This is a genomic window from Oceanimonas sp. GK1 (assembly GCF_000243075.1).
In the GTDB taxonomy this organism is placed as follows: Bacteria; Pseudomonadota; Gammaproteobacteria; order Enterobacterales; family Aeromonadaceae; genus Oceanimonas.
The window spans coordinates 1,588,511-1,613,626 of sequence record NC_016745.1 but is presented as its reverse complement, the minus strand read 5'-3'; the positions used below and the strand labels follow the sequence as shown (position 1 = coordinate 1,613,626).

Here is a 25,116-nt window from a genome sequence, read left to right as displayed (position 1 = left end):
ATAGTCATGTATATAGCGATAAATGTATCGCTATATAATAAAACATACAACGAAATTGACGTATCATGCTCGCTCAGCCCTGCTAACCCTGCGAGGACCAACGTGGAACTGGACATACTGCTGAGCCTGCAACAACAGGGCCGCCTGTTTATTTCCCCCAAGCGCGTACGTCTGCTGGAATGCATTCACGCCCAGGGCTCCATCAGCCGGGGCGCTCAGGCGGCGGGCATCAGCTACAAGTCGGCCTGGGACGCGGTCAAGGACATGAACGAGCTGGCCGGCCAGCCCCTGGTGACCAGCGAAACCGGTGGCAAGGGCGGCGGCGGTGCCCGCCTGACCGGTTATGGAGAACGCATACTGAAAATCTATGGCCTGCTGGGCCGCATTGAACGCATGGCAGTGGACGCCCTGCAGGACGAGTCGGCATCCCTCGACAGCCTGCTGGCGGTGGTCTCCCGCTTTGGCCTGCAAACCAGTGCCCGCAACCAGTTTTTTGCTCATGTGCAGCAGCTGAGCGCACACGATCTCAGTCATCAGGTCAGCCTGGTGCTGGAGGGAGGAGCATCCATTGTGGCAGACATTACCGAACGCAGCTGCCGGCGGCTGGGGCTGGCGCCGGGCAAAGAGGTGCTGACGCTGATCAAGGCGCCCTGGGTCACCGTTGTGCCTGTCACCATGGAGCAGGCTTCGTGCAATGGCCTGGCCGGTACCGTCTCCGGAGTCGTGACCGGCAACCAGTTTAACGAAGTCACCCTGGCGCTGGATCAGGGCGGCGACATTTGCGCCCTGCGCCCGGTGCACGAGCCGGTCCCCGCCTGCGGCGAGCGGGCCCTGGCCTGCTTTGCGCCGGATCAAGTCATCCTGGCCACGCTGGAAACCTGAACTGAAAGCGGGAGGCAAGCAATGCGAAGCATCAGTGCGGTTACACTCCGCCGACACGCTTCAAGTACCTCCATGTAACGCTCGAAAGTGCCATCCATGGCACTTTATGGTCGGCTTCACAATCCCCACTGCTGCTTCGCCCAACCTCGACGCTGTCTGAATGTGGTCAGTCAGCAGCGAGTGTCCAAAGGAGGGCAAAGGGTGTCTGCTTCGCCGTGCCCTCTGCGCCATGGATGGCGCAGCGGAGCCTACATGGAAGTATTCACGGCGTGCCGGAGAAGCAGTGCGCTTTGACCGACGCTAGTGCACTGGCCAACCAAGCAGTACCGCTCCGAGCTTCAAGCTGCTGAGTTTCAGAGCATATTTCTGATCACATAGTGCAGTATGCCGCCGTGACGGTAGTAGGTGAGCTCGTCCTGGGTGTCGATGCGGCACAATACCTCGACATTCCGCGCCTGGCCATCGGCGGTGCTGATGACCAGGGTCAGTTTGCACCCGGGTTGCAGCTTGCCCAATCCGCGCACGGACAACTGCTCGTCCCCCTTCAGCCCCAGGCTGTCGGCACTGTCATTGCCGGTGAACTCCAGCGGCAACACCCCCATGCCGATCAGGTTGGAGCGGTGAATGCGCTCATAAGAGCGGGCGATGACCGCGCGCACGCCCAGCAGCCGGGTGCCCTTGGCGGCCCAGTCCCGGCTTGAGCCGGTGCCGTACTCCTTGCCGGCCACCACCACCAATGGCACGCCTTCATCCTGATAACGCATGGCCGCGTCATAAATGGACAGCTGCTCGCCACTGGGATAATGACGGGTTTCACCGCCTTCCACCCCGTCCAGCATCAGGTTACGTATGCGAATATTGGCAAAGGTGCCGCGCATCATTACCTCGTGGTTGCCCCGCCGGGAGCCGTAGGAGTTGAAGTCGGCCCGCTTGATGCCCAGTGACTGCAGGTATTTGCCCGCCGGGCTGTCGGCCTTGATGCTGCCCGCCGGCGAAATGTGATCCGTGGTCACCGAGTCTCCCAGCAGCGCCAGCATGCGGGCCGATTCAATGTCGGCCACCGGCTCGGGCTCAGCTTCCATGTCGCTGAAAAAGGGCGGATGGCGAATGTAGGAAGAGTCGTCCTGCCAGTCAAAGGTGGCGCTACCGGTCACGTCAATGGCCCGCCAGCGCTCATCGCCGTCAAACACCTCGGCATACTCCCGGCTGAACATGTCGGTTTTCACTTGCTCCACCGCCTCGGCCACCGCCTGTTGTGACGGCCAGATGTCTTTCAGGTACACCGGCTTGCCGTTTTGATCGGTACCCAGCGGGTCTTTGGTGAGATCCACGTGCATGTTGCCGGCCAGGGCATAGGCCACCACCAGGGGCGGCGAGGCCAGCCAGTTGGTCTTCACCAGAGGATGAATGCGGCCCTCGAAGTTGCGGTTGCCCGACAGCACCGAGGCCACGGTGAGATCATCCTTGCGAATGGCGCCTTCAATGGGCTCGGGCAGCGGCCCCGAGTTGCCGATACAGGTGGTACAGCCATACCCCACCAGGTGAAAGCCCAGTTGCTCCAGTGCCGGCATCAGGCCGGCCTGCTGAAGGTAGTCGGTGACCACCCGGGAGCCCGGCGCCAGCGAGCTTTTGACCCAGGGCGCCCGGGCCAGGCCCTTCTCCACCGCGGCTTTGGCCATCAGGCCGGCTGCCATCAGCACGCTGGGGTTGGAGGTATTGGTGCAGGAGGTGATGGCGGCAATGACCACGGCGCCGTCGCGCAAGTGATGGGTGGTGCCATTGAGGGTGAAGGGCGTGCCATGCTGCACCTTTTCACAGCCCACCGCCGTCTGGCCTCCCTCGCCTTCCAGCCGGCTTTCGGCATCGGCACTGACCGACTGGCTGTGCGCCAGTTCAAAGGCCTGAGGCACCCGGCCGAGCGCCACTCTGTCCTGAGGGCGCTTGGGGCCGGCCAGACAGGCCTCAACCTTGCCAAGATCAAGCTCCAGAATGTCGGTAAACACCGGCTCGTCGCCGGGATGGCGCCACAGCCCCTGAGCTTTGCTGTAGGCCTCTACCAGCTCGATATGCCGCTCGCTGCGGCCGGTCAGGCGCAAGTAGCGCAGGGTTTCCTCATCCACCGGGAAGAAACCGCAGGTAGCCCCGTATTCCGGCGCCATGTTGGCAATGGTGGCCCGATCCGCCAGGGGCAGGTTGGCCAGGCCATCGCCAAAGAATTCCACAAACTTGCCCACCACCCCCTGGTTGCGCAGCATCTCGGTCACGGTCAGCACCAGATCGGTGGCGGTCATGCCCTCGCGCAGGGCCCCGGTCAGCCGGACCCCTACCACCTCGGGAATGCGCATGGATACCGGCTGGCCGAGCATGGCGGCTTCCGCCTCAATCCCCCCCACGCCCCAGCCCAATACTCCAAGGGCGTTGATCATGGTGGTGTGGGAGTCGGTGCCCACCAGGGTGTCGGGGCAGGCCAGCGTGCCGTCGTCGGTCTCCTGCTGCCATACCGTCTGGCCCAGGTACTCCAGGTTGACCTGGTGGCAGATGCCAGTGCCGGGCGGCACCACGCGAAAGTTGTCAAAGGTCTGCTGGCCCCAGCGCAAAAAGGCATAGCGCTCGCCGTTGCGGGCCATTTCCATATCCACGTTGGCGGCAAAGGCCCGTTCGGAGGCAAATTCATCTACCATCACCGAGTGGTCAATCACCAGATCCACCGCCGACTGGGGGTTGACCTTTTCCACCTCGCCGCCCAGACGCCCGACCGCCTCGCGCATGGCGGCCAAGTCCACCACTGCTGGCACCCCGGTAAAGTCCTGCATCAGCACCCGCACCGGCCGAAAGGCGATCTCCTGCTCGCTGTGGCCGGTCTGCAACCAGTCGGCCATGGCCTGTACATCCCCGCTATCGGCACCGTGGCGCAACAGGTTCTCGGTCAGCACCTTGAGGGACTTGGGCAACCGCTCCAGGGAGGCATCGCCCCCGGCCTGGTGCAGGGAGTAATAATGGTATGACTGTCCGCCTGCACTCAGGCGGGTTATGACACCCTTGTTCGAATCGGAAGACATGGCTCCTCCTCGTGTTTCCCGGGTGGGCACCCGGATTAGATTGTTTGGGATATCAACAAATTGGGACTACATTATGGTTCATGGTTTGAGTCCGGGCAAAAAACGCCGGTGCGCGTGGTGTCCGGCGACCGGTCAACGAAAAATATTTTCAGGCCAGCCGCGGTTTTTCTCGCTGGCGCCGGTGGTCATAATCGCGTAGATAGTGGGCCGAATTTGGCCCCGAGCCCAGCAACCGAAGAGAACCGCCAGTCCCCATGAAAATTGCCATTCTTTCCCGTAATCCCTCATTGTACTCCACCCGCCGTCTGCGCGAAGCCGCCGAGGCCCGGGGCCACGAGGTCAGCATTATCGACGCCCTGCGTTGTTACATGAACATCAACGACAACAAGCCGTCCATTCATTATAAAGGTCAGGATCTGGAGCACTTCGACGCCATTATTCCCCGCATCGGTGCCTCCGTGACCTTTTACGGCACCGCCGTGCTGCGCCAGTTCGAAATGATGGGCTGCTACACCCTCAACCATTCCGCCGCCATCAGTCGCTCCCGGGACAAGCTGCGCTCGCTGCAGGTGCTGTCGGGCCACGGCGTGGGCATGCCGATCACCGGTTTTGCCAACAAGCCCGACGACGTGCCCGATCTTATTCGCATGGTGGGTGGCGCCCCCCTGGTGATCAAGCTGCTGGAAGGGACCCAGGGGATTGGCGTGGTGCTGGCGGAAACCCGCAAGGCGGCGGAAAGCGTGCTGGAGGCCTTTATGGGACTCAAGGCCAATATCATGGTGCAGGAATTCATCGAAGAAGCCGGCGGCGCCGACATTCGCTGCTTTGTGCTGGGGGATAGGGTGATCGCCGCCATGAAGCGCCAGGCCCAGGAGGGTGAGTTTCGCTCCAACCTGCACCGGGGCGGTGAAGCCAGGCTGGTCCGCATTACCCCCGAGGAGCGCAGAACCGCCATTGCCTCGGCCAAAGCCATGGGGCTGCAGGTAGCCGGCGTGGACCTGCTGCGCTCCAAACGCGGCCCACTGGTGATGGAGGTCAACTCGTCCCCCGGGCTGGAAGGCATCGAAAAGGCCACCGACAAGGACGTGGCGGATCTCATCATTGCGCACATTGAAAAACACGCCCATCGTAAACCCCGCCACCGGGAGCGCGGCTGATGAGGGCCCCCTTTGAGCTCGCCGGCCAGCGGGTGCCGCCCGGCCGGCGCCAGATCATGCAACTGGCCCTGGCCCAGCTGTATACCCAGTCACCGCTGACGGTGCCGGTGGAAGTGGTGCACGGCAAGCACCCGGGACCGGTATTGCTGTTGTGCGCCGCCATTCATGGCGACGAACTCAACGGCATTGAGGTGGTCAACCAGGTGCTCAGCAGGATCAATCCGGCCCGGCTGAAAGGCACCCTGGTGGCGGTGCCGGTGGTGAACGTGTTCGGTTTTATTCACAAGTCCCGTTATTTGCCGGACCGGCGCGATCTCAACCGCTGCTTTCCCGGCTCGGAAAAAGGCTCGCTGGGGGCCCGGGTGGCCCATTTTTTCGTCAATGAAATTGTCAGCAAATGCAGCCACATTATCGACCTGCATACCGGTGCTATTCACAGGGCCAACCTGCCCCAGATCCGGGCCCAGCTCGACTGCCCGGTTACCCGGCAAATGGCGGAAAGCTTTGGCGCTCCCATCATTCTCGATGCCAGCATTCGCGACGGCTCGCTCAGGGCGGTGGCCGAGGCCCAGGGGGTGCCGGTGATCCTGTACGAAGCCGGCGAGGCATTGCGCTTTGACGCCCTGCCGATCAAGGCCGGCGTGCGCGGTGTGCTCAGGGTCATGCGCTGCCTCGGCATGCTCAAGGCCGGCAGTACAAAATCCGTGGCCGAGCCCATTATCGCCCGTACCAGCACCTGGATTCGGGCCGAGCACGACGGCCTTCTGCACTTGCAGGTGCGGCTCGGGGAGCGCATTCGCAAGGGCGATTGCCTGGGCACCATCAGCGCCCCCCTGGGCGCGGAAGTCCGCGACATCATCGCGCCCCGCAGCGGCATCGTGATCGGCAGCCTGACCATGCCCTTGGTGAACGAAGGCGATGCCATCTGCCATATTGCCCTGTTTGACGAGATCAAGCAGGCAGAGCTCAGCGTGGAGCGGTTTGTCGACGAGCTGGATGTGCAGCCACCGGCCATGTAACCGCAATAGAAAAGGGGCAGCCACTGGCTGCCCCTTTTGATGTCGTCGGCTCGTTCCTGAACCAGATTGCTCCCTGCATTCCCTGACTCGACTCAAACCGAGTCTTCCCCTTCCCGCTTTCCTCGGGGTCATCCCTGCATCATCCGTGAATGGCCGCCTTCCTGCTGCCAATCGCTTCTTCCTGAAGGTATCCCTTGGCCTTCCTGAGCCTTTCCGCTTGGTCTTCCCGACCGGGTCCTTGCCGTTCCTGGCTGCCGGCATTCATGCCCGCACTGTCTTTCCTGTCCCTGTTCCGGCGTCACTGCCGGGCATCCTGTCAGCCTTCCTGCTGCTTGCCTTCCTGGCAAGCCAGCCTGCCTTGCTGTTGGGGTTAACTATACCTTTCCCCCTGAACGGAACAACGCAGGATCAAAGCAATCTGTCCTGGTCAGGTTTTGAACAAATAGATTAAGCTATTTATATTCATGCACTTGCAAAAAAGCTGACCTAAAAACCACAGAGTAAAAGCGCCTTTTCCACGCGCGGCTTGAGAGATCGCTTACAAAGAACAGGGGGAATTGAGACGGGAAGTGAGGAATGGCAAAAAAATGCCGGGACAAGCCCGGCATCGTCAAGGGAAAAGGCGATCGCCTCAGTCCATCATTTTCGCCTTGAGCACGGCGAAGTCGGCGGGAATGGTCTCGGACAGAGACGCCATGGCGCCGTGCTTGGCCAGCGGCCCCGGCAGTGCAATGTCCTGCTCGAGAATGGCATCCACACTTTCCTTGAACTTGGCCGGATGGGCGGTGCACAGGAAAATGCCCACCTCATCCTTGCCCCGCTCTTTGTTGAGCAGATCCCAGGCGATGGCGCCGTGGGGCTCGCACAGGTAGCCCTTGGCAAACAGCCGCTTGAGCGCGTCTTTAGTCTGCTCGTCGTTAAGCGCACCGGAGGCGATGTCGGACAGGCTCCAGCCCTTGACCCGGCACAGCTCTTCCACCCGCGGCCAGTTGTTGGGCCGGCTCACGTCCATGGCGTTGGACAGGGTAGCAACCGTCTCGTTGGGGGCCCAGTTGCCGCTGTCCAGGTAACGCGGCACGGTGTCGTTGGCGTTGGTGGCGGCCACAAAGCGCTTCACCGGCAGGCCGATGGCCTTGGCAATCAGGCCCGCGGTGAGGTTGCCGAAGTTGCCGGACGGCACGCTGATCACCGCCTTGTGGCGCTGCTCGGCGGGCAGCTCGGCCACGGCTTCAAAGTAATAACACACCTGGGCCAGCAGCCGGCTGATGTTGATGGAGTTGGCGGAGTTCAGGCCCACGGTGGCCTTCAGCTCTTCGTCGTCAAAGGCCTGCTTGACCAGGGCCTGACAGGCATCGAAGTCGCCCTTTACTGCAAAGGTGCGAATATTGCCGCCCAGGGTGGTAAACAGCTTTTCCTGCAGCGGGCTGATTTTGCCTTCCGGATACAGGATCACCACGTCGATATTGGGCAGGCCGTAGAAGGCGTGGGCCACGGCGGCACCGGTGTCGCCGGAGGTGGCGGTGAGAATGGTGATCTTGCCGTCGCTGCGCAGGGTGGCCAGGCACTGGGCCATGAAGCGGCCGCCGAAGTCCTTGAACGCCAGGGTCGGGCCGTGGAACAGCTCCAGGGCATAGGTGTGCTCGTCCACCTTCACCAGCGGCGCCGGGAAGGTAAAGGCGTGCTCCACCATGGCGGTGAGGGTATCGGCAGGAATTTCATCCCCGATCAGGTGCTGCAGAATGGCCACGGAGCGCGGCACCAGCGGCAGCTCCAGCAGGGCATCCACATTGGCCAGCGGGCTTAACTGCTCCGGAAAGAACAGGCCCTGGCCGCGGCCCAGGCCCTGCTTGACGGCCCCGGCAAAATTGATGGTCTCGGCGTTATCCTTGATATTGTACAACTTCATAGCTTGGTTCCTGTGACTCGCGCGCCTTCGGCGTCGAGTTTGCAAATGTGGCAAAAGCCATCCTGATTCTGAATAAAGTGGTCGGCCAGCCAGGCCTTGAGCTTTTCCGCCTGATGCAAGTCCTTCATCACCGTGAACACGGTGGGGCCGCTGCCGGAAATGCCGGTGGCCAATGCGCCCATGGCGGCGGCGTGCTCGCGCACTTCCTTGAAGCCGGGAATGAGCTGGGCGCGGTAGGGCTCGGCAATCACGTCTTTCAGCATGGCGGCGGCCAGTTTTTCCTGGCCGGTGTGGCTGGCATGCACGAAGCCCGCCAGCCGGCGGCCGTATTCCAGGCAGTCCTGGCGGCGGTACTGGGCCGGCAGAATTTCCCGGGCGGCGGAGGTAGACACCGCAATGCCCGGGTAGCACACCACCCAGTACCATTCATCGAAGGACGGCAGGGTCTGGCTGACCACGCCGGCTTCATCCAGTACCAGCTGCATGCCGCCCAGATGGCAAGGCGCCACGTTGTCGTAGTGGATGGAGCCGGAGATTTGGCCTTCCAGCTCGCCCATCAGCAGCATCAGCTCATGCTCGCTCATGGCGTTGTCATAAAAGGCATTCAGCGCCACAAAGGCGGCGACGATGCTGGTAGCGCTGGAGCCCAGCCCCGAGCCCACCGGCAGGTTTTTCTCCAGGGTCATGGCCAGCGGCTTGCGCGCCAGGCCCTTTTTCTCCAGGGCCCGTTCATAGGCCAGCCAGCAGTCGTAAACGATGTTCTGGGTATGGTCGGCCGGCAGCTTGTGGGCATAGGGGCCGGCGTTGGTCAGGCTGAACTCACCGCTGGCATTCTCCACCAGCACCCGATCACCCAGCAGGGAGCCGTCGAGGGGGGCCAGCGCAGCCCCCAGCACATCAAACCCAACACTGACGTTGGCGGTAGAGGCCGGCGCATAGGCTACAACACTCATTTAAATCTCCTGCTTCCAGTTATGGGTGCGCAACAGGTCGGCAAACACACCGGCGGCGGTCACATCGGCACCAGCACCGTAGCCGCGCAGCACCAGCGGAATGGGCTGGTAATACTGGGTGTAAAACGCCAGGGCGTTTTCGCCGTCCTTGACCTTGAACAGGGGATCATCCCCGTCAACGGCCCGAATGGCAACCTTGCATTGGCCATTTTCGATGGCGCCCACATAACGCAGCACGCGGCCCTCGCCCGCCTCGGCGGCCTTCTGGGCAAACCAGGCGTCCGCTTGTGGCAGGCGGGCCATAAAGGATTCGATGTCGCCGCTGGCGTCAAACCCCGGCGGCAGCGCCTGCTCCACCTCAATGTCGTCGAGGTTCAGCTCCATGCCCGCCTCCCGGGCCAGGATCAGCAGCTTGCGGGCCACGTCCATACCGTTGAGATCGTCCCGGGGATCCGGCTCGGTAAAGCCGTTTTCCCGGGCAATGCGGGTGGCCTCGGCAAAGCTCATGCCCTCGTCCAGCTTGCCAAAGATGTAAGACAGGGAGCCGGACAGAATGCCGCCAAAGGCCTTGAGCTGATCGCCGGCACGAATGAGGTTCTGCAGGTTCTCGATCACCGGCAAACCGGCACCCACGTTGGTTTCATACAAAAACTTGCGGCGAGTGGAGCGGGCCGAGCGGCGCAGCTCGCGATAGTAATCCAGGCTGGCGGTGTTGGCCTTCTTGTTGGGGGTGACCACATGGAAACCAGCGGCCAGAAAGTCGGCGTACTGATCGGCAATCTGCTCGCTGGTGGTGCAGTCCACCAGTACGGGGTTGATCAGGTGGCTGTCCTCCACCAGGCGGGTCACCCGCTCCAGGCTGAAGCTTTCCTGAGCCTGGGCCAGGTGGTCGCGCCAGTCAGTGAGGTTGATACCGTTTTTATCCAGCAGCATTTTGCGGGAGTTGGCGATACCCACCACGCGAATGCCGATGTCCTGAGCTTCCAGCACCGGCTGCTGACGGCGGATCTGCTCCAGCAGGGCTCCCCCCACACCGCCACAGCCCACCAGGAACACGTCGATGAACTGGCGGCTGGAGAAGAAGTTCTGGTGACAGGCCTTGATCGCCTCGGTCACCTTTTCCTTGCGGATCACCGCCGAGATGGAGCGCTCGCTGGACCCTTGAGCGATGGCCACGATATTGATGGAGGCTTCCGCCAAGGAGTTGAAGAAGCGAGCCGACACGCCTCGGGCGGTGCGCATGCGATCCCCCACCAGGGAGATGATGGCCAGATCGTCGATAAGCTCCAGCGGCTCCAGCAGGTTGTTCTTGAATTCCAGGGCAAATTCGCTGGCGATGGCCTTCTGCACCTTTTGTTTATCAAAGGTGTGAATACAGAAGCTGACGCTGTATTCCGACGAGCTTTGGGTGATCAGCACGATGCTGGCACCGGCGCGGGAAATGCAGGAGAACAGCCGGCCGGCCATGCCCACCATGCCCTTCATGCCCGGGCCCGAGATGTTGATCATGGTCATGCCGGCCAGATCGGAGATGCCCTTCACCTGCAGATCGTCGTCGCTGCACTCGGGGCCGATGAGCGATCCTTCCCCCTGGGGATTGCCGGTGTTTTTGATCAGACAGGGAATATGGAACTGGGCGATGGGCGCGATGGTTTTCGGGTGCAGTACCTTGGCACCGAAATAGGACAGCTCCATGGCCTCCTTGTAGGACAGCTGGCGCAGCAGCTTGGCATCGGGCACCAGGCGCGGGTCACAGTTGTACACGCCGTCCACGTCGGTCCAGATCTCGCAGCACTCGGCGCCCACACAGGCGGCCAGTACGGCGGCGGAATAGTCGGAGCCGTTGCGGCCGAGAATGACGGTTTCGCCCTGCTCGTTGCCGGCGGTAAAGCCGGGCATCAGATAGACGCAGTCGTCACGCAGGCCCTTGTCGGCAAAGCGCTGGCGGGACACCTCAATATTCACCTGGGCTTCCAGCACACTGCCCTCGCCCAGCAGCATTTCCTGGGGAGAGATCACTTCCACCTGCTCGCCCCGGGCACGCAGCAGCTCGGCCATGGTGGCGATGGACAGCGCCTCACCCCGGCTCAGAATACGGGCCTGAATGTTGTCGGGGCACTGTTGCAGCAGGCTCACGCCCTGCAGCAGCCGGGTCAGCTGGTTCAGCTCCCGCTCCACCGTGACCTTAAGAGCCGCCTCGTCGAGCCCGGCATATTTGCCCTTGAGTCCGTCGATAATGCCGTGAAAGATCTGCTCGATCTCCTTCAGCACCGGCGCCGCTTCCAGGCCACGAATGGTCTGCTCCACCACCGCCACCAGATGATTGGTAACCCGCGCCGGGGCCGACAGCACCAGGGCCACCTGGGACTGGCGCTGGTTGTTGACCACGATGTCGGCCACGGTATCAAAGCGCTCGGCGTTGGCCAGCGACGTACCGCCAAATTTCAGGACTCGCATTCATTACTCCCTGTGTAAAACAAAAAAAGCCCGTATCGGCTTGGGACACGGGCTTTTCGATTCAAATTCTGTTTGTCGTCAGCGCATCAGCCCGCCCCGGTGCCACCCATGGTGGTGCCGGTAATAATAATGGTGGTGGTGCGGGTAAACAGCAGCATGACGTACAACCTGTAACAACGAATGGCATAGCAATAACCCGGGGCCGCTGGCTTGTCAACTTCACTCCCGGGATTTGAGCGCCCGCTCAAGGTCCTTGCAAAGCAGGTGCAGCAGGTTCAGATCCCGCTGTTCCAGCACAGGCAGCCGGTCCTTTACCCACTCTGCCAGTTTTTCCTGCTGCGAAACTCCAATCGATCCCAGCAGTTGTTCTGTTTTTTGCTGCAACACACGGAGTTGGGCATTTCCCTGCCGAACGTCGTTTTTTTGTTCGCTTTCCGGCGCCAGTCCCTGGCTGAGCTCCCAGGCATAAAGCATGATGGCCTGGCCCAGGTTCAGGGACGGATAGCTCACCTTGAGCGGCAGATAGCTGATGATATCCGCTTGAGCCAGGTGCTCGTTGCTCAGGCCCGACTCCTCGCAACCAAACAGCACCGCCACCCGTTGCACCGCCTTGTTGTTTATCTGGACCACCGCTTCCCGGGGCGTCAGGTAGTGCTGGTAGCGCCCCCGCCGCCGAGCTGTGGTGGCGATCACCAGATCCATGTCGGCCAGGCCCTCGGCCAGGGTGGGAAAATATTCGGCCTGGGCCAGTATTTCCTGAGCGCCGTGGGCCACCCACCGGGCCTGCTCCTGCTCATGCACTTTGCTGTTGATCAGCCGCAGGTGTTCAAAGCCCATGGTTTTCATGGCGCGGGCGGCGGCGCCGACGTTTTCCGGGCGAGCCGGGGATTCCAGTACGAAATACAGCGCCATCACTTACTCGTCTTCCTCAAAGTACCAGTAGCCCTGATTCACCAGGGGCAGCAGGCAGTCGAGCAGGTTGCGGGGCTCTTTCAGGCAGGCCACTTCCGGGCCGCAGATACGGGCCTGATCGCACAGCAGGGCGATGGCGTCGGCATCGGGCTCGGCCAGCTGATGGCGATCGCCATCCAGATAAAACACCTCCTCGCTGCCCTGGTGGTAAAAACAGCGCACACCGCCCAGGCGGTAGAGATGGTCGCCGTGATCCAGGCGCAACACCAGCTCTTCCAGGCTGTAGGCGGGCTCGGCGGCTTCCAGGTCGAGATCGTGTTTGGCTTCCGAGATCATTTCGCCAAACCAGTCGTTCAGCCGGGCGTCGTCGTCCAGCAGCTCACGCATCAGGGTTTTCACCTGGCTCATCACGCTGTCATCGAGTCGTCCATGGGCCTGGGTGGCGGCCATGCCGGCATCGTCAAACCGACGGGTGCGGTCGACGTGGGCCAGCAGGTGATCGGCAAAGCTGGAGAACAAGTCCTTGGCATCGGGAGCGCGAAAGCCGATGGAATAATTCAGTGCCGGCGTCTCGGCGTAGCCTTCGTGGGGGCAACCGGGAGGAATGTAGATCATGTCGCCGGGCTGCAATACCTCGTCAATCACCGCCTCGAAATCGTCGCAGTGGCGCAGGGCGCCGTGGGCGGCGAATTCGCGCAGGCTTTGGCGCTCCCCTACCCGCCAGCGGCGGCTGCCGGCGCCCTGAATGATAAAGACCCCGTACTGATCGATATGAGGGCCGACACCGCCCCCCGGAGTGGAAAAGCTCACCATGACGTCGTCAAAACGCCAGCCGGGAATAAAGCGGAACAGATCGGCCAGGTCCTGCACCCCCGGATGCCACTGGTTGACTGCCTGCACCAGCAGGGTCCAGTCGGACTCACCCAGGTGATCGTAAGACTCAAACGGTCCGGTTTCCGCCTGCCAGTGCCCCTGCTCCCGCCACACTCGGCGCGATTCGATGTGGGCTTCCAGGGCCAGGCCGGCCAGCTCGTCGGGACTTAAGGGATCGTCAAAGTCTGGCAGGGCCGCCTTGAACAAACGCGGCCGGCGCTGCCAGTCGTGAGCCAGAAAATGGTCGATATCCAGTTTAAGAGGGCTGTGCATGGGGAAACTCGCAACAGGGGCATAATGCTTCAAGAATAGCGGCTCATTATGCCTGCGTAGCAGGCATAATGACAGGAATAAGCTGCCTGCATAGCGGTATAAAGACAGGTAAAAACCGGTTCAGAGCTCGTCAAAAGCGCTGTGGTAAGTCACCAGGCCGGCAGGCGCCGGCTGTTTCAGCGCCAGCGCCATGAAGGCATCGCCGGCCTCGGGATAGGGGCAGGTCAGCTCCAGCTCACGGGCCGGGCGAAACCCAAAGCGCCGGTAATAGGCCGGATTGCCCAGCACGACGATGCCGGCCCAGTCAAAGTCATGAGCGGCCTGAATGGCCTCGCGGATCATCTCCGAGCCCACCCCCTGATTCTGGCAGTCGGGCCACACACTCACCGGCGCCAGCCCCAGCCAGCCGATGTCTTCACCGTTGATCAGCACCGGGCTCATGGCCAGGTGGCCGATAATGGCCCCCTCATACTCCGCCACCTGACTAACGCTGATGGCCCCCTGCTCCCGCAGGGCCAGCACCAGATCCGCCTCGTCGGGCCGGTTAAAGGCGGCAAACACCACCTCGTCGATGTCGTCGCCGTCACCGGGACGTTCGGTTCTGCAAATCAGCATGCTGGCCTCCCGGCTCGCGTTGCACTCAGGGCGCCAGGCGGGAAATGCTCCAGCCATCATTCTCGCGCTGATAAAGAAAACGGTCGTGCAGCCGGTTGGCGCCGCCCTGCCAGAATTCCACCGAGTCGACCCTGACGCGGAATCCACCCCAGAAGCTGGGCAGGGGCACTTCGCCACTGGCGAACTTCTGTTTCATTTCCAGAAACTTGGCTTCCAGCAGGCCACGGGCCGAAATGCGCGAAGACTGCTTCGACACCCAGGCGCCGATCTGGCTGTCCTTTGGACGACTGGCGAAATACTTCATCACCTCGGTGGCAGACAGTTTTTCCACCTGACCGGTCACATGTACCTGACGCTCCAGCGGATGCCAGGGAAACAGCAGACTGACCCGAGGATTCTGGTTGAGGTGTGCGGCCTTGCGGCTGCCCATGTTGGTGTAAAACACAAAACCCCGCTCATCCACCTGCTTGAGCAGCACAATGCGCTGATAAGGCTGGCCCTGCTCATCCACCGTGGCCACCACCATGGCGGTGGGGTCAGGCAGACTGGCGGCAATGGCCTGCTGCATCCAGGTTTCAAACAAGGACAATGGATCGTTGGGCAGGTCGTTGCGGCGCAGGCCACCCTGCAGGTATTCCCGTCGGTAATCCGCCAGCTCCATGAGTGTGGGTTCCTTTAGCTGAAAGTGGCTTCATTGTGCAAAGCCGGGCCTGGCTTGGCAAGTGTTGTTGGTGAGACGTGAGGTGTGAGGAGTGAGGAGTGAGGAGTGAGGAGTTAAAATAAAAAAAGCCGGAGAACATGCTCCGGCTTTTGGCATCACGCGACTGGCTTATTCGGCGCTGTCGGCCTTGGCTTCTTCGGTCGCCTCGGCGGCAGGAGCGGCTTCGGCCTCTTCCGGCTTGTTGGCTTCCTTGATGGACAGGCGAATGCGGCCCTGACGGTCCACTTCCAGTACCTTGACCTTGACGGTGTCACCCACTTTCAGGTGATCGGACACATTCTTCACCCGCTCTTCGGTGATCTGGGAGATGTGCACCAGACCGTCCTTGCCGGGCAGAATGTTGACGAAGGCGCCGAAGTCGGCCAGACGCACCACCTGACCTTCATAAATGGTGCCGCTTTCCACTTCCGCGGTCAGCTGCTCGATGCGACGAATAGCCAGTTTGGCGGCTTCACCGTCCACGGCGGCGATTTTCACGGTGCCGTCGTCGTCCAGCTCGATGGTGGTGCCGGTTTCTTCGGTCAGGGCGCGAATGGTGGCGCCGCCCTTGCCAATGACATCACGGATCTTCTCGGGGTTGATCTTGATGGTGTGAATGCGCGGCGCGAAATCGGAAATGTCGGCACGGGGCGCCTGCAGGGCTTCGTCCATCACCTTCAGAATGTGCAGACGGGCGTTGCGGGCCTGCTTCAGGGCCACTTCCATGATTTCTTTGGTGATGCCTTCGATCTTGATGTCCATCTGCAGGGCGGTCACGCCCTCACTGGTACCGGCCACCTTGAAGTCCATGTCGCCCAGGTGATCTTCGTCACCCAGAATGTCGGACAGCACCACAAAGCCTTCTGCTTCCTTCACCAGACCCATGGCGATACCGGCCACAGAGGCCTTGATCGGCACACCGGCGTCCATCAGTGCCAGCGAAGTGCCGCACACGGAGGCCATTGAGGAAGAGCCGTTGGACTCGGTGATTTCGGACACCACCCGTACGGTGTACGGGAATTCTTCCTGGCTCGGCATCACCGCTGCCACGCCGCGCTTGGCCAGACGGCCGTGACCGATTTCCCGGCGCTTGGGGCTGCCGACCATGCCGGTCTCACCCACACAGTAGGGAGGGAAGTTGTAGTGCAGCATAAAGCGGTTGGCGCGCTCACCGGTCAGCTCGTCAATCAGCTGAGCATCACGCTCGGTGCCCAGGGTGGCGGCCACCAGGGCCTGGGTTTCGCCGCGGGTGAACAGGGCGGAGCCGTGGGCACGGGGCAGCAGGCCGGTGGCCACGTTCAGGGCGCGGATCATGTCGGGCTCACGGCCGTCGATGCGCGGTTCACCGCGTACCACGCGGCCACGGACGATGGTTTTTTCCAGCTTGCCCAGCAGTTCCTGAATTTCCTTGATTTCCGCTTCCGGCGACTGCTCCAGCACGGCAGCCTGAACCTTGGCCTTGATGTCGCTGATGGCGTCGCGGCGGGCGGTCTTGTCGGTAATGCGGTAGGCTTCGCCCAGCTCGGCAGAGGCCAGCTCGGCTACCTTGGCTTTCAGGGCTTCGTTTTCGGCCTTGGGCTGCCAGTCCCAGGGCTGGGTACCCACTTCGGCGGCAAATTCATTGATGGCATTCACAGCGGTCTGCAGCTGCTCGTGACCATACATGACGGCGCCCAGCATGACCTCTTCCGGCAGTACCGAGGCTTCGGATTCCACCATCAATACGGCACCGGCGGTACCGGCCACCACCAGGTCCAGCTGGCTGTCTTTCAGCTCGCTGATGCTGGGGTTCAGCACGTATTCACCGTTCATGTAACCCACCCGGGCGGCGCCGATGGGGCCGGCAAAGGGAATGCCGGAGATGGCCAGGGCGGCAGAGGTGCCCAGCATGGAAATGATGTCCGGGGCAATTTCCGGATTGGCGGACATGACGGTGGCAATCACCTGCACTTCGTTTTTGAATCCATCGGGAAACAGCGGACGAATGGGACGGTCAATCAGACGCGCGGTCAGTGTTTCGCCTTCGGTAGGGCGGCCTTCACGCTTGAAGAAGCTGCCGGGAATACGGCCGGCGGCGTAGGTACGCTCCTGGTAGTTGACGGTCAGCGGAAAGAAGTCGCGGCTTTCGTCCGCTTCGCGCTTGCCGACCACACTCACCAGCACGGAAGTGTCGTCGATGCTGGCCATCACGGCGGCAGTGGCCTGACGGGCAATCACGCCGGTTTCAAGGGTAACGGTATGCTGACCGTACTGGAAGGTCTTAACGATAGGATTCACGTGGTAGATTCCTTTAACTGTTTGATTCTTTAATACGCCGGCACAGTATACTTGATTCCGGTTTAAAGGATAGAATGACGGGAAAAAACAGGCCGGAAGCCGCACGATCGTCATGCGAAGCAACAGTGCGGTTGCACTCCACCGGCACGCTTCAAGTACCTCCATGTAACGCTCGAAAATGCCATATATGGACACCTCGCTTTTCGCCAGTGGGGTTTCCGTGTTTTGGCAGCCAGGATTAACTGCATCCGTATATTCGGCCTGTGTTGATGAGTGAGTCATTGGCTCACTCTGGCCCTAATGAGAACCGCGCCCTTGCTGCCTATCGTCCTTACGGAGTTCAGACTCCTGACATTTTCTCGGCGTTTGCAAGGGCCGGTTTAACCTGTTGCCTCATTCACGTTTTCCACATCGCGTTTCGTCGGGGTGATAACCTCTTGTTTTCCTTCCTGTTAAACGGGGTTTAATTCAGTTTCTTTAGGTCAGCTCAGGCTGCCCGATAGTGCTCCTGCCTGAACAGCATGACCCAGATAATCCGTGCCAGCTTGTTGGCCGTGGCCACCGCAGCGCGTTGCTTGCCTCTGCGCTCGGCCAGCTGTTTGACCCACAGCGATAACCGGTCGGTGGCCTTGTTCAGGTGCCGGATAATCGACCAGGCACCTTGTATCAACAGCTTGCGCAAGTACCCATTACCACGCTTGGTGATACTGCCCAGCTTTTGTTTGCCGCCACTGGAATGCTCTTTCGGTACCAGCCCCAGGTTGGCAGAAAAGTGCCGGGCATTGCGGTACTGACTGCCGTTGCCGACAAAGGCGACCATGGCGGTCGCGGTCACCGCGCCTACACCTCGAATGTCAGTGAGTCGGGCGCAGGCCTCGTTATCGCGACATTGCTGTTCGATGTCTTTATCCAGGCACCGAATAGCCTCATCCAGTTGCTGCCATTCTTCCAGGATGTCACAACAATAGGTCCGAGCCCGTGGCGTCAGTTCGTTACTAAATAGCTGTTCCGAATAGTAGATCACTGAAGGAAGGGAACTCAGTCCAGTTTGTGCGATCTGATCAGTCGCCAAACAAAACCAAAAACGACACCCAAAGGACTGAGTTCATGCCGATCTTACCATCCCTGCCTCGCTCAGAGCGACGCCGAATGCACAAGATTATTCAGACCACGCGCGACAAGCAGCATGCCCGTCGAGTCATGGCCATTCTGCTGCGTTACGAAGGCTGCACGCTCAAGAAAATTCACCGGCTGACCGGCGCCGCCCGCTCAACACTGGGCCGTTGGCTCAACTGGTATCACGAAGGCGGGCTTGAGGCGTTACGTACGCAGCGACCAGGACGGCCACCTTCTTTGCCGATTCGACATATTATTCGAGTTCTTCAGGTGCTGATTCAGTTTTCACCGCAAGACCTGGGTTACCAGCGCAGCCGCTGGTCTACTGAGTTATTTGCCATCGAGGTCAATCGCTTGTTGAGCCTCAACATGGCAGCCTCTACACTTCGCCGTTGGCTGCCGCGTGAAGGTATTGTCTGGCGTCGTGTTGTACCTACCTTGCGCATCAAGGACCCGGACTATGACGTCAAGGTTGAGCAAGTAAAACAGGCACTTGCAGACTGCTGCCAGGATAATCCTGTGCTTTACGCCGACGAGGTTGATATCGATCTTAACCCCAAGCTGGGAGCGGACTGGACGCGTCGAGGCCAGCAAAAGAAAGTCGTGACACCGGGTATCAATGAAAAGCACTACCTGGCCGGAGCCCTGCATGCGACAACGGGTCAGGTGACGTACGTTGCAGGCTATAAGAAGAACTCGGTCCTGTTCATTTCGCTGCTAGAAACGCTACGGCGGCGCTACCGACGAGCCCGGAACATCACGCTGATCCTGGATAACTACGTGATCCACAAGAGTCGGCTGGTTCAAAGCTGGCTGGCAGACAACCCCAAGTTCATCCTTATCTTCCAGCCGGTTTACTCACCCTGGATAAACAAGATAGAGCTGCTGTGGCACAAGCTGCATGAAACGGTGACCCGTAATCACCAGTGCCACAGCATGGTGTCACTACTGAAACGAGTCAGGCACTTTATGGACACGTTTTCACCCTTTCCCGGCAGTGGTTATAGAATCGCCAAAATGTAGCACTATTAGGATCAGTTATTTAGCATCCTCCAACAGCAAGGGCATGGCTTGCTTTAACGTCTCTTTACCGCCAGCCAGAACGATGCCGTACTCATTGAGCAAGCCCCGTAACTGATTAATCAACCGGGTTCGCTCGCCGATGCGGCGCTCTCGCAGCCGGTGTACCAGGCTGATGTCGGTCTGCTCCAGCGTGCGCGGCGGTACAAACGTCATGTTGGGGCGCCGTGCCGCCTCACAGATAGCAAAGGCATCATTACGGTCGTTCTTGTTCCCCTTGACGAAGGGTTTCACATGCTGGGGCGGCAGCAACATCACCTGATGTCCCCGCTGCTGCAGGGCTCTGCCCCAGTAATTGGAGCCGCTGCAGGCTTCCATCGCAATGGGCACCTGAGGGTACTGACTAAGCAGCTCCAGTACCTTGTGACGGGTCACGCTGCGATTGAATACCGCCTTGCCAGCTTGATTAACACCACAAATCTGAATCACATTCTTTGCCAAATCGAGACCAATGAGCGTAATGTTCATAGTGGACACCTTTTGTGGTTATTTGAGCTTCAACCCAAATATGGCGCATTACGACGCCGCTTACCCAAGAGGTGTCCATCTCATCATCCATGGCATTTTATGGTCGGCTCCGGCAATCCCCACTGCTGCTTCGTGATACTTCTGCGTAACATGATATGAAGACAAGGTTGGTAGGTTGGGACAAGTCCCAACATTTCGACCATTATCAACCAAACAAACAGGCCCAATGGTGTACCGCCCGCTCTACCATCTCAGCGGGCAGATATTCCTGCTCCAGTCGGCCTCTGGGAGCCTTGATCAAAGTCTCATATAAACGGGCTTCTTCACTGTTCAGGGCTGCAGGCGTTACCGGCTGTGCGCTCACCGGCTCAACCACGGCACTGCCCTCTGCTAACTGATTAAATATTTCCTCATTCATCAGCAAAGGCACAAGGTGCGGCGCGCACTTGCGCGCATTCGAGAGCATCAGTAAGCCCCAGGAGTCCAGATCTCCCCAATAAGCCAATTTTTTGTGCTGAAAAGCAGGGTTCGCCAGCCAATCAAGATCCAGCCCTGCCCCCAGCACGGCAAGGGTATCAGGTACTGGTGGTAACAAATGCTCGCATTGTTCATTTTCAACAACCAACAAACATGAGCCTGGTAAAACAGCACTCGCCAGCTGACGACTTGTTAACCGCATCCGCCTGAATGGCAGTAGTTTTCCGTCGAGATCCAGCACCAGCAGCCAGTGTTCTTTATCATTTGATGCACCCAGAAAGTTTTCCAGTCCCTGCTCGCTGGCCTCACCTGCATAGCGCATATCCAGTAAGCGCATCACCAGGCGAGCATGGCGCTCCATAAATTTGGTATCCACCGCCAGACCCGCCATTAATCGTAATGGACGCCCCTGCGCGCAACCAGGTGCGAGAGAATCGGCCAACTGGGCAGCTGCTATCACCTCATCTGTGGGCTTATTGCGCCATAAACCGCGTTCAGTAATCAGCAACTCACGATAAAGTGGATTGACCTGTACAACTAAATTTTCGAGGGTTTTAAATTCGCCCTCGACCACCTTATCAGCGGCGGCAGCTATCCATTGGGATGGATTACGCAGCAGCCATCTAACCGGCATCTCTACCGGCTCTGCAGCACTACGATATTTGACCGGCTGCCATTCAACATCACCGATATTCACCGCCTGCCAATGTTCAAGATGGCGACGAACCTTACCCGGCTGCTCGCTAAACATGTTGGCTGAGGGCTTGCCGATCGCAAACTCAATTGGCCAGGCCTCGGCTGAGAGCAAGCGTTCACGCCGAAGGCTGGTTTGGTGCCACTGCTTGACTAACCGTGCTGCAATATCAGTGGGTAACTTCATCTGTTGCACCTGTGCGCTGCGGCTTTTTCGCATCCAGCTCTTGCCAGCTCAGCGTGATCAGGCTGGAAGCCAGGCCACGCCTGTGCACCACAATCGCAGAGCGGGTATGGTTACGCAGCAGGCGCATCTCCTTGTTTGGTGTAATGAAGAGCGCATGCAGCCCAAACTCCTTGAGCGCGGCAATAATTCGCCCGGCCACGGTATGCGAGCTGCGCGAAAAGGCTTCATCCAGCACTATGGTGCCAAACAGAGGCTGGCTGGCACCATCCGGGCACAGTGCATAACTCAGGGATGCGGTCAGCACATAGGAAGCGATAATCTCCTTCTCACCGCCACTGCCACTTTGCGAACCTTTAAAGGTGCTCTGCGTCTTGCCTGTGGCGCGCTTGATGACAGAAACATGAAATTCAATGCGGAAACGCGGATCAAGCAGCGCACGTGCGGCTTGAGTACGGTGGCGTTCACAAGCATCGCGCAGCTGCTCAACAATCGCTTGCAAAGCCTTGTACTGACTTTCACCGTCATCATCCTGAAAACGCGCCGAGGCCAGGCGTTTCTGGGCTGTATTCAGGCTGCGCAGGCTTTCATGCACCACTTTGGACGCAACGAGTTGCAGATAACAACCGGCCTGGAAATCAGTGCGCCGCAGCGTGGCATTTACATCTTCAAGGCGCTCTTCAATCATGGCGACTTCATTGTCGATATGACTGAGCAGCTGGGTGACGCCTTCATCAGAAGAGCGATTGAGATACTCTTTAAAACGCTGGCGTTTCTCAGGCAGGGCTTCTTCCACCAGGATCTGCAGGCGTTCAAGGTACTGCCGGGTATCGTCCAGGTCGGTACCCACATCAGACAGTGCACCCCGGTCTTCCTGTTTGGCTTTGGCCATGCAGCGCACTAACTCCTGCACCAACCGGCTTTGCTTCTCTTTATATGCATCCAACGCTTGCTGCACTGCCAGAGCGGCCCGGCGTTCCATCTCATCCAGCTCATTCCGCTGACTGGCCTCGAGTGTTGGTAAACGGGCCGCAGCGATTTGGCGCTGTTCATCATTGAGGCCTTGTGCAGCCCTTTGCTGGGCGCTGGCATGTTCGCGTTTTGCAGCATCGAGTTGTGGTTTGAGCTTGAAGTAGTTTTCGGTAAGTGTTTGCACCTGCCCGGCCAGATCAGCCAGGCTTTGCTGGGCAGCATCCAGTGCCTGTTTAGCGGCGGCCAGATCGGAATCGGGTGACGTTAGCCGCTGCAGTTTAGCCTGATGCTGCGCCAAATCATGCTGAACCTGACCAAGATCGATCTGCTCAAAGCTAAGTGTTTGCAGCTGTGTAATCAGCTGTTGGCGGGTATTGAGCTGCTGGGCCTCGGCTTTGGCCTTTTCAAGTTGAGCCTGGAGCTGGCCAAGCTGCTGGCGGGCTTCAGTAATCTGCGCCTCCAGTGCCGCCAGGCGGTCCCGGTTATCAAAACCGGTCTGCCAGTCATCCTGCAGGCGCTTTTGATCCTGCTTATCAAACACCCGCGCTTTGGATGACATCAAGCCCTGTTGCGTCATGGCGTGCTCAGTGTGCCGCAGCTGCTCCGGGGCATCGACGCAATGCCGGTCCAGACGTGCCAGCAGGGCTTTAACCGTTTCCCGGTAGGGGTGATTTTTATACTCCAGTTTGCGGGTGTAACCATCATCAAAGAAACGGATCGGCGCATCCGGCGCTTTCACTTCGAGCAAGCGCACATGCAGGCGGTTATTACGCGCATTCACCCAGCGCAGTGCCTGTTTAATGGCGTGCGGGGGTACCAGAATACGCAGGCGGTGGGCACCAATTGCCCGCTCGATCGCCCCGCGCCAGGCCTGTTCACTCTCTTTTACCTGCACCAGCTCTGCCACAAAAGGCAGCTGATCCGGCTCCAGATCCAGCTCTTCGGCCAGAGCTGCCCGAAAAACCTGATACTCACTGCGAATATTGGAGCCGGGGCGCTGCCTTGCTTCGGTTAGCTCCTGCTCCAGCGACTGCAGAGTGTTACACGCCTGCATATGTTGGACGCCTGCTGTATAAACAGCCTGCTCTGCACTTTCAGCCTCAGCCCCAAGCATCTTCTGCTGCTCAGCCAGTTGAGCCTGATTATGTGTAAATGAGGTTTTATCCAGTGAATCAGACAAACCCAGTTGCTGCGCTAAACGCTGATAATCACCGGCATCACGCTCACAATTCGCGAGCTCTTTTTGCGTCGCTTTAACTAATTTCTCCAGGCTCTCAATATCCGAACCGCCCAGCTGCAGATATTGCTCTTTCAAACCATCACAAAGCTCCACCTGCTGATCATGCTGGCGCTGCGCTTCGTTTTTAGCGCACTCTGCTGCTTCACAGTCCTGAGCCAGGCGCTGGCACTCCTGCTGCCAAAGGTGTTCAGCCTGCAGACCAAACCAGACAGGCAAAATCCGGCTCAATGTCTGCTGCTCGGTCAGTTTTTCGGCATTGGCCTGATATTTAAGCCAGTTAGTTTTCACCGGCTCAAGCGAGATCTGCTGGCGGCGGGCAACTTCCAGCTCTTCATGAATAGCGCTGAGATCATCAAAACTGTCGGCAACTTCACGGGCACGGTCAAATGCCGAGGTATCATCCAGCACCAGCTCACGAAAGATCTCATCAATACTATTGAGCTGCTTCAAGCCAGCGGCGCGGTTAAGCAGGTTGAAGGCATTATCACGCACATCAAAGAAGCTGCGCACCCGGACCAGATAATCCTTTTTGGTCTGATAACTCCAAAGTCCGGCTTGCGTTTTCTCAAGCTGGCGCAGAGCCCGCATACCGCCTTCATGCTGGACCGTCAGCCAGTGTTCAAGTGTTTGTGCCGGTGAGGTGGCAAAGAAAAACAGGCGTTTCATATCTCCTACGGCAGAGCTGGTGTCATCAAACCAGAGCAACAAGCCAATGCGAACCAGTTCATCACCGTTGCTTAAACTGGCTGCGATACCCGTGACGGTTTTGCCCGGGCGGGCGATATGCGACTGGGTACCACTGCCATCGCCGGGGCCAGACACACCGCGCACATAGGAGACCAGATCCCGGTCACTCTCATGACCACCGGTTGAGGCCAGATTGTATCTGGGGTTGGTACACAACAGCGTCATCAGGGCATCCACCAGGGTGGTTTTGCCACTGCCGGTCGGCCCTATCACAGCAGTGCCTTCAGTATGAATATCGGCGGTATGATGACCACCGAAACCACCCCAGTTAAACAGCTCAAGGGTCTGCAGTTTATAGCTGGCATCCTGCTGCCAGAGTCCGGCCTGATTCATTGCTCCCGCTCCTTGTGGGTATCACACTCATTCTGAGCACGCTCGCGCAGCCAGTGCAGCAGAGCGGTGAGGTTTTCCGGGTTTGCCAGATGCGCAATCACCGGGCGTATCATCACCCGTTCATCTTTATCTGGTGCCGTCACCACACCATGTTCTTTAAGCTGGTTGAGCAGTTCTAAAATGCGGCTTCGTTCCTGTGATTCACTGCCCTGATCACCCAGATAAACCTGCATCTGCGGAATCAGCTCGTCGACCGCGACCAACGCCTGAGTGGCACCCGTGCCCGCTTCCTGCTCATGGGCAACAAAGTACTGGCGCAAAATGGCCAGCAACAGCGATTGCTCCAGATTCAGACGCTGCTTGCGCACAAGGGGATGCGACCACTCCTCTTCAACATCCGCGTTCTCATCAGCCTTAAGCACTTTAAGAAACACCAGACCACGAACATCATCAACAGCGGCAAACAGATCCAGCGGTTCAAGGATTCGGTTCAGCTCATCCAGTTCACGTACAGCAACCTTGTAAAAATTCGGCTTCTGGCGCTCTTCGAGCAGGCCAAAGCGCAGCAGATCCTGAGACACTTCGCGTAACCGGGCAGGCGTGCGTTCTGACTCTTGATGCTGGTCTGGCAGTTCATTTTCACCCGCCGCTTCAACATCTGGCGTGACCTGAGGTTCTTCGTCAGCGAATGCCTGGGTAATGCGGTCAAAAACTCCATTCATG

General features: G+C 59.4%; 17 protein-coding genes and 2 pseudogenes. 5 read left to right on the top strand and 14 right to left on the bottom strand.

Annotation, left to right across the window (positions count from 1 at the left end):
• Positions 1-102 precede the first annotated feature (102 nt).
• Positions 103-882: a TOBE domain-containing protein gene (locus GU3_RS07670; RefSeq protein ID WP_014291958.1), complete on the top strand. Its 780-nt coding sequence runs from the start codon at positions 103-105 to the stop codon at positions 880-882.
• 353 nt (positions 883-1,235) lie between these two features.
• Here the strand turns inward: GU3_RS07670 and acnA are convergent, their stop codons facing one another.
• The gene (gene acnA, locus GU3_RS07665; RefSeq protein WP_014291957.1) at positions 1,236-3,941 is read right to left on the bottom strand and encodes an aconitate hydratase AcnA; all 2,706 of its coding nucleotides are present in this window, start codon (positions 3,939-3,941) and stop codon (positions 1,236-1,238) included.
• A 254-nt stretch (positions 3,942-4,195) separates the two neighbouring features.
• On the opposite strand from acnA, the gene rimK reads away from it, so the two are divergent.
• The 3 genes from rimK (at position 4,196) to GU3_RS17040 (ending at position 6,568) form a co-directional block, all read left to right on the top strand.
• Positions 4,196-5,098: a 30S ribosomal protein S6--L-glutamate ligase gene (rimK, locus tag GU3_RS07660; RefSeq protein WP_014291956.1), complete on the top strand. Its 903-nt coding sequence runs from the start codon at positions 4,196-4,198 to the stop codon at positions 5,096-5,098.
• The gene (locus tag GU3_RS07655; RefSeq protein ID WP_014291955.1) at positions 5,098-6,117 is read left to right on the top strand and encodes a succinylglutamate desuccinylase/aspartoacylase family protein; all 1,020 of its coding nucleotides are present in this window, start codon (positions 5,098-5,100) and stop codon (positions 6,115-6,117) included. The genes rimK and GU3_RS07655 overlap by 1 nt, the downstream gene beginning before the upstream one ends.
• 145 nt (positions 6,118-6,262) lie before the next feature.
• A complete protein-coding gene (locus GU3_RS17040) occupies positions 6,263-6,568 on the top strand; it encodes a hypothetical protein (protein WP_148265871.1) in 306 nt (101 codons plus the stop codon).
• A 180-nt stretch (positions 6,569-6,748) separates the two neighbouring features.
• Here GU3_RS17040 and thrC read toward each other — a convergent pair whose 3' ends face one another.
• The 9 genes and pseudogenes from thrC to GU3_RS07610 all read right to left on the bottom strand — a co-directional run.
• On the bottom strand, positions 6,749-8,023 hold the full coding sequence (gene thrC / locus GU3_RS07650; RefSeq protein WP_014291954.1) for a threonine synthase: 1,275 nt from the start codon (positions 8,021-8,023) through the stop codon (positions 6,749-6,751).
• A complete protein-coding gene (gene thrB / locus GU3_RS07645; protein ID WP_014291953.1) occupies positions 8,020-8,976 on the bottom strand; it encodes a homoserine kinase in 957 nt (318 codons plus the stop codon). Before thrB ends, thrC begins: the two co-directional genes overlap by 4 nt.
• Positions 8,977-11,433: a bifunctional aspartate kinase/homoserine dehydrogenase I gene (gene thrA, locus GU3_RS07640; RefSeq protein WP_014291952.1), complete on the bottom strand. Its 2,457-nt coding sequence runs from the start codon at positions 11,431-11,433 to the stop codon at positions 8,977-8,979.
• Between the two features lie 219 nt (positions 11,434-11,652).
• Positions 11,653-12,345, bottom strand: coding sequence for a tRNA/rRNA methyltransferase (locus GU3_RS07635; protein WP_041543593.1), 693 nt, complete (start codon positions 12,343-12,345; stop codon positions 11,653-11,655).
• 3 nt (positions 12,346-12,348) lie between these two features.
• Positions 12,349-13,491, bottom strand: coding sequence for a cupin domain-containing protein (locus GU3_RS07630; protein WP_014291950.1), 1,143 nt, complete (start codon positions 13,489-13,491; stop codon positions 12,349-12,351).
• 120 nt (positions 13,492-13,611) lie between these two features.
• The gene (locus tag GU3_RS07625) at positions 13,612-14,106 is read right to left on the bottom strand and encodes a GNAT family N-acetyltransferase (RefSeq protein ID WP_014291949.1); all 495 of its coding nucleotides are present in this window, start codon (positions 14,104-14,106) and stop codon (positions 13,612-13,614) included.
• 25 nt (positions 14,107-14,131) lie between these two features.
• A complete protein-coding gene (pdxH, locus tag GU3_RS07620) occupies positions 14,132-14,767 on the bottom strand; it encodes a pyridoxamine 5'-phosphate oxidase (RefSeq protein ID WP_014291948.1) in 636 nt (211 codons plus the stop codon).
• A 168-nt stretch (positions 14,768-14,935) separates the two neighbouring features.
• Positions 14,936-17,083 (bottom strand): polyribonucleotide nucleotidyltransferase, encoded by a 2,148-nt coding sequence (gene pnp, locus GU3_RS07615; RefSeq protein WP_014291947.1) that lies wholly within the window; start codon positions 17,081-17,083, stop codon positions 14,936-14,938.
• A 487-nt stretch (positions 17,084-17,570) separates the two neighbouring features.
• Positions 17,571-18,077, bottom strand: a pseudogene (locus GU3_RS07610) (IS110 family transposase); the annotation flags it as partial.
• A gap of 113 nt (positions 18,078-18,190) precedes the next feature.
• Here GU3_RS07610 and GU3_RS07605 point away from each other — a divergent pair.
• Positions 18,191-19,222 carry an IS630 family transposase gene (locus GU3_RS07605; protein WP_014291945.1) on the top strand — a complete coding sequence of 344 codons (1,032 nt, stop codon included), beginning with the start codon at positions 18,191-18,193 and terminating at the stop codon, positions 19,220-19,222.
• A 21-nt stretch (positions 19,223-19,243) separates the two neighbouring features.
• Here the strand turns inward: GU3_RS07605 and GU3_RS07600 are convergent.
• The 4 genes and pseudogenes from GU3_RS07600 to GU3_RS07585 all read right to left on the bottom strand — a co-directional run.
• Positions 19,244-19,747, bottom strand: a pseudogene (locus GU3_RS07600) (IS110 family transposase); the annotation flags it as partial.
• Between the two features lie 205 nt (positions 19,748-19,952).
• Complete coding sequence (locus GU3_RS07595) at positions 19,953-21,104, bottom strand: DUF3322 domain-containing protein (RefSeq protein WP_014291943.1); 1,152 nt, start codon at positions 21,102-21,104, stop codon at positions 19,953-19,955.
• Positions 21,088-24,393 carry an ATP-binding protein gene (locus GU3_RS07590; RefSeq protein WP_014291942.1) on the bottom strand — a complete coding sequence of 1,102 codons (3,306 nt, stop codon included), beginning with the start codon at positions 24,391-24,393 and terminating at the stop codon, positions 21,088-21,090. Before GU3_RS07590 ends, GU3_RS07595 begins: the two co-directional genes overlap by 17 nt.
• A complete protein-coding gene (locus GU3_RS07585) occupies positions 24,390-25,115 on the bottom strand; it encodes a DUF4194 domain-containing protein (RefSeq protein ID WP_014291941.1) in 726 nt (241 codons plus the stop codon). The genes GU3_RS07590 and GU3_RS07585 overlap by 4 nt, the downstream gene beginning before the upstream one ends.
• Position 25,116 lies beyond the last annotated feature (1 nt).

What these genes read in the sequence shown, in the direction of transcription:
- acnA (WP_014291957.1), bottom strand. Translation starts at nt 3,941, where the DNA reads ATGTCTTCCGATTCGAACAAGGGTGTCATAACCCGCCTGAGTGCAGGC.
- rimK (WP_014291956.1), top strand. Translation starts at nt 4,196, where the DNA reads ATGAAAATTGCCATTCTTTCCCGTAATCCCTCATTGTACTCCACCCGC.
- GU3_RS07655 (WP_014291955.1), top strand. Translation starts at nt 5,098, where the DNA reads ATGAGGGCCCCCTTTGAGCTCGCCGGCCAGCGGGTGCCGCCCGGCCGG.
- thrC (WP_014291954.1), bottom strand. Translation starts at nt 8,023, where the DNA reads ATGAAGTTGTACAATATCAAGGATAACGCCGAGACCATCAATTTTGCC.
- thrB (WP_014291953.1), bottom strand. Translation starts at nt 8,976, where the DNA reads ATGAGTGTTGTAGCCTATGCGCCGGCCTCTACCGCCAACGTCAGTGTT.
- thrA (WP_014291952.1), bottom strand. Translation starts at nt 11,433, where the DNA reads ATGCGAGTCCTGAAATTTGGCGGTACGTCGCTGGCCAACGCCGAGCGC.
- GU3_RS07635 (WP_041543593.1), bottom strand. Translation starts at nt 12,345, where the DNA reads ATGGCGCTGTATTTCGTACTGGAATCCCCGGCTCGCCCGGAAAACGTC.
- GU3_RS07630 (WP_014291950.1), bottom strand. Translation starts at nt 13,491, where the DNA reads ATGCACAGCCCTCTTAAACTGGATATCGACCATTTTCTGGCTCACGAC.
- GU3_RS07625 (WP_014291949.1), bottom strand. Translation starts at nt 14,106, where the DNA reads ATGCTGATTTGCAGAACCGAACGTCCCGGTGACGGCGACGACATCGAC.
- pdxH (WP_014291948.1), bottom strand. Translation starts at nt 14,767, where the DNA reads ATGGAGCTGGCGGATTACCGACGGGAATACCTGCAGGGTGGCCTGCGC.
- GU3_RS07605 (WP_014291945.1), top strand. Translation starts at nt 18,191, where the DNA reads ATGCCGATCTTACCATCCCTGCCTCGCTCAGAGCGACGCCGAATGCAC.
- GU3_RS07595 (WP_014291943.1), bottom strand. Translation starts at nt 21,104, where the DNA reads ATGAAGTTACCCACTGATATTGCAGCACGGTTAGTCAAGCAGTGGCAC.
- GU3_RS07590 (WP_014291942.1), bottom strand. Translation starts at nt 24,393, where the DNA reads ATGAATCAGGCCGGACTCTGGCAGCAGGATGCCAGCTATAAACTGCAG.
- GU3_RS07585 (WP_014291941.1), bottom strand. Translation starts at nt 25,115, where the DNA reads ATGAATGGAGTTTTTGACCGCATTACCCAGGCATTCGCTGACGAAGAA.